The sequence below is a fragment of the Streptomyces sp. NPDC001514 genome (assembly GCF_053597075.1).
Genome location: NZ_JBSFHO010000025.1, coordinates 111868 through 119191 on the forward strand (window position 1 = coordinate 111868; position 7324 = coordinate 119191).

The window sequence follows — 7324 nt, forward strand, 5'->3', positions numbered from 1 at the left end:
CGCACGGTCTACGGGGCTTGCACCGGGCCGGACGCGTCCCAGCCGGGGGTCAGCTCTTCCCGGTGGACGTCCTCGCCGTGGACCTGTTCGCCGCAGGTCTCGCAGACCGTGTGGGTGACGAGTTCGTGGTCCCGGTGACGGATCCGGCTGGGCGGCGCGGTGACGATCCAGCGGTCGCCCCAGCCGATGAGCTCGCGGGTGATGCCCCCCAGATCGCGCCCCGCCTCCGTCAGGTAGTAGCCGCTGTAGCGTGCGTCGTCCGGCAGCGGGCGCCGCTCGAGGACGCCGCTCTCCACCAGCGCCTTAAGGCGTGCCGCCAGGCGGTCCGTGGGGGCGCCGGTGTTCCTGGCGATCTGCCGGAACCGGTGGTTGCCGAGCATGACCTCGCGGATCGCCGGCAGGGCCCATCGGTCGCCGACGATCTGCAGGGCGGCGGCGAGCGAGCAGGGGCGTCCGGCCATGTCCTGGGGATCGATGCGCGTGGTCACAGCCCCCAGTATCACCCGGGCAGGGTTTGATTTCCAAATCACCCTGTGCTTGGCTTGCGCCATGGCTACTATGCTTCGATTTTCAAAGCACCCTCGAGCGGCCGCGGCAGTCGTGCTGGTGGCCGTCTTCATGACCAACCTGGATCTGTTGATCGTCAACGTTGCGCTTCCGGCCATGGGAGAGGACTTCTCCGGGGGCGGCAGGGGCGCGACCCTCGGTTCGCTGTCCTGGGTCCTCAACGCCTACACGATCACCTTCGCCGCGCTGCTGGTGGTGGCCGGGCGTGCCGGTGACCGCATAGGCCAGCGGCCGGTCTTCCTCACCGGGATCGCCGTCTTCACCCTCGCGTCGCTGGGCTGTGCCCTGGCCCCGAACCTGGGGACCCTCGTCGTGGCCCGGGTGGTGCAGGCCGTCGGGGCGTCCGCCCAGATTCCGACGTCCCTGGCCCTGCTGCTGGCGACGGTGCCGGCCGAGCGCCGTACCCAGGCCACCCGGACCTGGGCTGCGGTCGGCGGACTCGCCGCGGCCGCCGGGCCCGTCGCCGGCGGCCTCCTGACCGAGGTGGACTGGAGGTGGGTCTTCGCCGTCAACCTGCCCATCGGCATCGCGGCGCTCGTCGCCGGCCGATCGGTCCTGCCGAAGCCGGCCGCCCGGGAGGCCGGACCGCTGCCCGACCTCCTCGGCGCCCTGCTGGTCATCTCCTCGGTCGCGGCGCTGTCCGGAGCGCTGGTACAGGCACCCGACTGGGGCTGGACGAGCGGCAGGACCGTACTGCTCCTGGCCCTTGCCGTGATCAGCGGCGCCGCGTTCGTCCACAGGTCCCTGCGGCACCCCCGCCCGCTGTTCGAGCTGGACCTGCTGCGGCTGCCGCGCTTCGGAGCGGCGAACGCGGGCAGCCTCGTGTTCGGCGTCGCCTTCGCGATCATGCTGCTGTCGAACGTGCTGTGGTGCCAGGAAGTCTGGCACTGGAGCGCGCTGCGCACCGGTCTCGCCCTGGCCCCCGGTCCCGCCCTCGTGCCCGTCGTCACCCTTCTGACCGCCCGCGCCGCACAGCGCTTCGGGCACGGACCGCTGGTCGCCACGGGCGGGTTGCTCTTCACCGGCGGCATGGTCTGGTTCGCGTGCTTCGCGTCCGTCAGGCCGGACTATCTGCGTGACCTGCTGCCCAACCAACTGTTGACCGGTGCGGGTGTCGGTCTGGCCCTGGGCACTCTGGTGGCCGCCGGTGTGCACGCCGTGCCGGGGCACCGTGCGGCGACCGGGTCGGCGCTGGTCAACTCCGTCCGCCAGATCTCGACCACGGTCGGCGTCGCCGTCCTGGTCGCGGTGGTCGGCTCCCACGTCGGTGCCGCCTCACGTCACGACTTCCGGATCGTCTGGTGCGCAGCCGCCGTACTGGGCCTGGCGACGTCGGCGATCGGTGTGCACCTCAGCCGTGGGGGCGGCTCGGGCCGGACGGCGTCCGCCGCGTCGAAGGAGCCCGAGGCGGATGCGCAGGCTCTGGCGGACGCGTCCTGACCGACCATGCAATCCGCACGTAGGTCTGCGCCAGGGTGCCAGGGCAAGGGCCTTTCCGCACGGTTGTCGCGACCATCGCGACGCCGCCGGGCGTGATCGACGCCGAAGCGGGTCACAGCCGATGTGCGTGGGGCGGCGACAGCTTCTTCGCCAGCGGTCGACGGCTCGATCGAGCGGGTGGTGAATCCACGGTCACGACCCGCGGTCTGCAACGCCCGGGGGCCGGCACCAGTTGCTGGTGCGGATGGCCTCGGCTGCGAGGTCCTGGTCGAAGCTGGTCGGCACGGTGAGCCGGCCCGCGATCTCGTCGGCGAGTTCGTGAGCGCGCAGGGTGTGGGGATGGTGCGGGCGGCGTCTGCGATCACATGGCCATCGTGGGCATTGGTCTTGGCCTCGCTGGGGTAGAGGTCGGCAATCCGGCGCATCGCGGCCCGGGCAGGTATGCGACCTCGCATCCGGACGCGGGCCTATCAGGCGTCCGCGGGGCGGGCCGTGAAGACGCGGTCCAGTAGGGCGTACAGGGTGGCCCGGTCCTTGTCGTCGAGCGTGGCCAGGCCCACCAGTGTGGTGTGCATGTTGGCGCGGATGGTGTCGATGGAGTGCTCGCCCTCGGGGGTGATGACGACGTTCTTGACGCGGCGGTCGCCGGGGCTGGGCTCGCGGCGGACCAGGCCGCGCTTTTCCAGGCGGTCGACGATGCCCGTCATGTTGGAGGCGTCGCAGGCCAGCGTCTCGGCGAGCACGCGCATCGCGGCGGGGCCGTGGCGCAGCACGCTGAGCGTCCTGCCCTGGCTGGCCGTGAGCTTCTCGCGGGCGGCCGCGGCCGTGAAGTCGCCGTGGTAGGCGCCGAGCGACACCGAGAGCAGCTCCATGAGCTGGCCCGTGCCAACGCGCGGGGGTCCTGACATGTGATCCACCATACAGCCAGAAACTTGACGATCTCAAATATTGATGTCTACCGTAAAGCCATTAGTTGGTGTTCTCAAGCTTCCATGTTCTTAAGTAGTTGGGAATGAGTTCCGTGTCTCAGGCACAGCACAGGGCATCCGCACGGCCCTCCGGACAGACCGTCACTGCGTCCTCCGCCTCCCGCGCGGCCGAGATCCTGTCCCGGCCCGTCACGCTGAACGGCCTGACCGTCCCGAACCGCATCGTGATGGCGCCGATGACGCGCATGTTCTCCCCGGGCGGCGTCCCCGATGAGGAGGTGCGGTCGTACTATGCCCGTCGCGCCGCCGCGGGTGTGGGCCTGATCGTCACCGAGGGGACCTACGTCGGCCACGAGTCGGCCGGGTCCAGCGACCGTGTGCCGCGATTCCACGGTGAGGAACAGCTGGCGGGGTGGGCGAAGGTCGCCGAGGCCGTTCACGCGGCGGGCGGCACGATCGTGCCGCAGCTGTGGCACATCGGCATGGTGCGCAAGCCGGGCGATGCGCCTTACGCCGACGCCCCCGCCGTCGGCCCTTCCGGCATCCGCGTCGACGGCACCGAGGGCACTGGCAAGGCGATGACCCGGCGCGACCTGGACGACGTCATCGGTGCCTTCGCCGAGGCCGCCGCGGCCGCCGAGCGCATTGGCTTCGACGGTGTCGAACTGCACGGCGCCCACGGCTACCTCCTCGACCAGTTCCTGTGGTCGGGGACGAACCGCCGTACGGACGCCTACGGCGGCGACCCCGTGGCCCGTACGAAGTTCGCGGCCGAGATCGTGGCCGCGGTCCGCGAGAACGTCTCGCCCGACTTCCCGGTGATCTTCCGCTACTCGCAGTGGAAGCAGGAAGCCTACGACGCGCGGCTCGCCGAGACCCCGGAGGAGCTGGAGGCGATCCTGGCCCCGCTCGCCGCGGCCGGCGTCGACGCCTTCCACGCCTCCACCCGCCGCTACTGGCTCCCGGAGTTCGAGGGCTCGGACCTGAACCTGGCGGGCTGGACCAAGAAGCTCACCGGCAGGCCCACCATCACCGTCGGCTCGGTCGGCCTCGACGGCGACTTCATACGCGCGTTCGCGGGCGAGGGCGCCCCGGTCCAGGGCATCGACAACCTTCTCGAACGCCTGGAGCGCGACGAGTTCGACCTGGTCGCCGTCGGCCGCGCCCTGCTCCAGGACCCGGAGTGGGCGGCGAAGGTCCTGGGGGACCGGCTCGAGGAGCTGAAGCCGTACGACGCGGCGGCGCTGAAGACGCTGAGCTAGGCGTACCCGGTTGGCCCCGTCGAAGGGATCGAATCCGCGTGACTTCCGTCCATCGACTACGCCTCGGTGGCGGACGTAGCAGCCTCGTATGACGAAGGGCACCGGTTCTCACCGGTGCCCTCCTGTCGTTGCAGGTCAGGCCGTCCTCTGTCAGGACCCGCTCGATGCGGTCAATGCCCGATGCGGCGAAGTAGGCCGCGGCCCTGCGGAGGAAGGCGGCGCAGGTGGCGAGCCCGGCCAGTGTCAACAACGCTCGTGATCAATACACCTGGACCTACCGCCCGACAGCGACCGGCCCGCCCGACAGCGACCGGCCCGACCGGCCCGACCGGCCCGACCGGCCCGACCGGCCCGTACCGCGACGGCACGACGCCAGCGGTGCAGACGGGCGGGGCGTGGCCGGCCTGGCTCAGAGGCGGGGGAAAATAGCTGCGGCGGGCACTCCCACGAGTGCCCGCCGCAGTTCATCGTGATGCCGTCACAAAAGGGTGTCCGGCTCGGAGCTCATCGCCTCGGTCGTCGCGGATTCTCGTCCGCTTCCACGCCGGCGAGGACATCGAGTTCGACCTCCTGGGCCTCGCCCCCAGCGACATCCTCGAGCAGCCGGACAAGTGCCTCCACGTTCGGCTTGGAGCAGCCGGTTCGGATGAAGAACTCCGGTCGTGACAACAAGGACAGCGACTCAGCCAAGACTCCCGAGATCCGTAGCAGTTCAGCGGGAGGGAGTGAGATCACAATCCGGCCGTCACGTTCAGCTGCATGCATCTGAAGCCACCACCTAGTCCTTGGCCTGGCGCTTCGCGAAGTCGTCGGCAGACTCCTTGAACGCGGTCATCGAGTATTCACTGCGCTGGATCACGGTCACCTTGCGCACCGGGTCGTACCAGCCGACACCACCGGTCTTCAGGGCCTTGCCGTCGCCCCGACCTGCGAAGCCATCGAGGTAGTCAGCCAACTCGTCGTCCGTCATACCCAGTTCGTGGTTGTTGGGCTTGCCCGCCTTCCGCTCCTTCTCGGCCTCCTCGCGGATGTGCAGAACGCCCTGGTAGGCGGCGTCACCGCAACCTTCCATACCGCCTGTGTTGTGGACCAGGACCGCAGCCCCACCCACCAGGACATAGTAGGTGTGAATGCCGTCGACGCTGAGGTTGTAGACCTTGCGGACCTCGCTCCACGCACGGGTGTGCACCACCTCACGCAACTGGCCTTCGGGCGTGCGGAGCAGGTCTCCGGCCTTGAGCTCACCAGCCCTGAGCCACCGTCCTCGGTTGTCCACCCAGAACGGGTGCCCCTCCGTGGCCGTGACCGTGTCGATCGCATCCCCAGCCGCGCCGTCGGTGTCGACGGTGACCTGGAGCATGTCCTTGCGGCCTTCGCCGACGATCACCCTGGTGATTGCACGGGCCTCGGTCTTTCCAGATGCGGGGTCGGTCGCCAGAACCCGCTGCCCGACCTGTAGGCGCGCGATCGGTACGGGCGAGCCATCAGCAGTCACCACTCGGGTGTCCGATGTGAAACTGTTGGGCTCGTCGTCGACCTTGACCGGGCAGTCGGGCGTCTTGCGGAACTTCTTGAGGGCTTCTTCGCTCTCGCTGATGAACTTCTTGGCCTTGGTGGAGTTCTTCAGAAAGTCGTCGATGCCACCCACCACGCGCGAGATGGCCTTGGCGACCGCCGGCATCTCCTTGATGATTTTGAGCGCCTTGCCCCACGGGAGGGCGCCGATCACGGCCCAGAAGCAGCTTTCGATGTTCGGCTCGCTGAAGCAGTCCTTGATGTCGCCGAAGAGGAGGTCGACGAGGATCTCGCCGCCTTCCTCAAGGAGGAAGTCCTTGAGGTCCTTGTCAGCGAAGGCACGCCACTTCTCGTACTCTTCCGGCGACAGACCGGCCTTCTTCAGCGCCCATTCGTCCAGCTTGGACAGCTTCGAAGCACCGGTCTTGGTGCCCGCCTCCTTCGCCGCCGCCTCGCGGGCCTTGCGTTCCTGCTCGCGCTGGTACTCCTCGGCCTTCTTCGCCGCCTCGTCCGCCTCGTGGGCGTACGTGCTGGCGTTCTTCGCCGCGGCCTCCGCCGACTTGGCGTGGCCCTCGGCCGACTCCGCGAACTTGTTCGCGTCCCCGGCGTCCTTCTCCGCCTGGGTGGCAGCGCCCTGGGCGACGCTCGCCTCGTGCTCCGCCAGGCTGGCGGCGCTGTTCGCGGCCACCGCGTGGCTGTCGGCCTCAGCGGCAGCGCCCCGGGCACGGGCCGCCTCCGCCTCCGCCTGGTTGGCAGCGTTGCGGGCCGCAGTCGCGTCCGCGTAGGCCTGGTTGGCGGCCTGGCGGGCGAGCTTCGCGTCGGCCTGGGCCTGCGCGTCGGCCTGGTTGGCGCGTGCCGCGGCCGCGCGGGCCTTGGCACCTTCCTCGGCGGCCTGCGCCGCCGACTTCATGGCAGCCGCAGCGGAGCGTGCGGCGTTCGCGGAGGAACGTGCCGCGTCCGCAGCGGCCTTGAAGGCCGGGGCGACCTGGGCGTTGGCCCGCTTGGCCGCGGCCTCGGCGGCCTCGGCGGCCTTCACGGCCTCCGCAGCCTTCGCCTCGGCCGAGGCGACCTGCTCCGCACCCATCTCCTCCGCCGCAGCGGCGACCGCGGCGGCGAAGTCGGCGTCGACGTCCTTGCCGGCGAACGGCGCGGTCAGCTCGATGGCCGTGTTGGCCGGCTCGGCGATACCGGCGGCCGTGCTGCGGGCCGCAGCGGACGCCTTGACGGCGATGGTGGCCTGGACCCGCGCCATGGCCGCCTCGCGGACGGCGCCCTGCGCCTCCTCCTTGGTGCGATTCGCGGCCTGGAGGGAGTTGTTCGCCTCCATGGCGGCGAGCCCGGCGAGACGGGCGGCTTCGTGCGCGGCGATGCCGGCGCGGGCTTCCTGGGCCGTGGCCTCCGCGGCCTTCTGGTCGGCGCGCTGGGCAGCTGCGTGCGTGAGGGCCGCTTCCGCCTCTGCCCGGTTCGCCGCGGCGTTGGCCGCGGCAGCAGCCGCTTCGGCCTTGTTCGCCCGCGTCGCGGGGTTCGAGGTGGTCTACCAGGGCATCCGGCTCACACCTGAGCAGATCGTCAATGCCGCGCTCGCGGAGGACGTGCACTGCGTGGGCCTGT

General features: G+C 70.3%; 6 protein-coding genes and 1 pseudogene. 2 read left to right on the forward strand and 5 right to left on the reverse strand.

Features of this window, described 5'->3' with window-relative positions:
* Window positions 1-8 precede the first annotated feature (8 nt).
* Window positions 9-488 (reverse strand): winged helix-turn-helix transcriptional regulator, encoded by a 480-nt coding sequence (locus tag ACWCXB_RS24835; protein WP_450725682.1) that lies wholly within the window; start codon window positions 486-488, stop codon window positions 9-11.
* Between the two features lie 70 nt (window positions 489-558).
* Between ACWCXB_RS24835 and ACWCXB_RS24840 the strand changes: the two genes are divergently transcribed.
* Window positions 559-2007, forward strand: a complete 1449-nt coding sequence (locus ACWCXB_RS24840; protein WP_450725683.1) for an MFS transporter — start codon at window positions 559-561, stop codon at window positions 2005-2007.
* A 222-nt stretch (window positions 2008-2229) separates the two neighbouring features.
* Here the strand turns inward: ACWCXB_RS24840 and ACWCXB_RS24845 are convergent.
* Together ACWCXB_RS24845 and ACWCXB_RS24850 are read right to left on the reverse strand one after the other, a co-directional pair.
* Window positions 2230-2485: pseudogene (locus ACWCXB_RS24845) on the reverse strand (IS110 family transposase); the annotation flags it as partial.
* Complete coding sequence (locus tag ACWCXB_RS24850; protein ID WP_450725684.1) at window positions 2478-2915, reverse strand: MarR family winged helix-turn-helix transcriptional regulator; 438 nt, start codon at window positions 2913-2915, stop codon at window positions 2478-2480. The gene ACWCXB_RS24850 and the pseudogene ACWCXB_RS24845, both read right to left, overlap by 8 nt.
* Window positions 2916-3019: 104 nt before the next feature.
* Here ACWCXB_RS24850 and ACWCXB_RS24855 point away from each other — a divergent pair, with 104 nt between their 5' ends.
* Window positions 3020-4198 (forward strand): NADH:flavin oxidoreductase, encoded by a 1179-nt coding sequence (locus tag ACWCXB_RS24855; protein WP_450725685.1) that lies wholly within the window; start codon window positions 3020-3022, stop codon window positions 4196-4198.
* A gap of 504 nt (window positions 4199-4702) precedes the next feature.
* Here the strand turns inward: ACWCXB_RS24855 and ACWCXB_RS24860 are convergent.
* Both ACWCXB_RS24860 and ACWCXB_RS24865 read right to left on the reverse strand, forming a co-directional pair.
* On the reverse strand, window positions 4703-4963 hold the full coding sequence (locus ACWCXB_RS24860; protein ID WP_450725686.1) for a hypothetical protein: 261 nt from the start codon (window positions 4961-4963) through the stop codon (window positions 4703-4705).
* Window positions 4964-4976: 13 nt separating this feature from the next.
* Window positions 4977-7040 carry a Hint domain-containing protein gene (locus ACWCXB_RS24865; RefSeq protein ID WP_450725687.1) on the reverse strand — a complete coding sequence of 688 codons (2064 nt, stop codon included), beginning with the start codon at window positions 7038-7040 and terminating at the stop codon, window positions 4977-4979.
* Window positions 7041-7324: the final 284 nt, after the last annotated feature.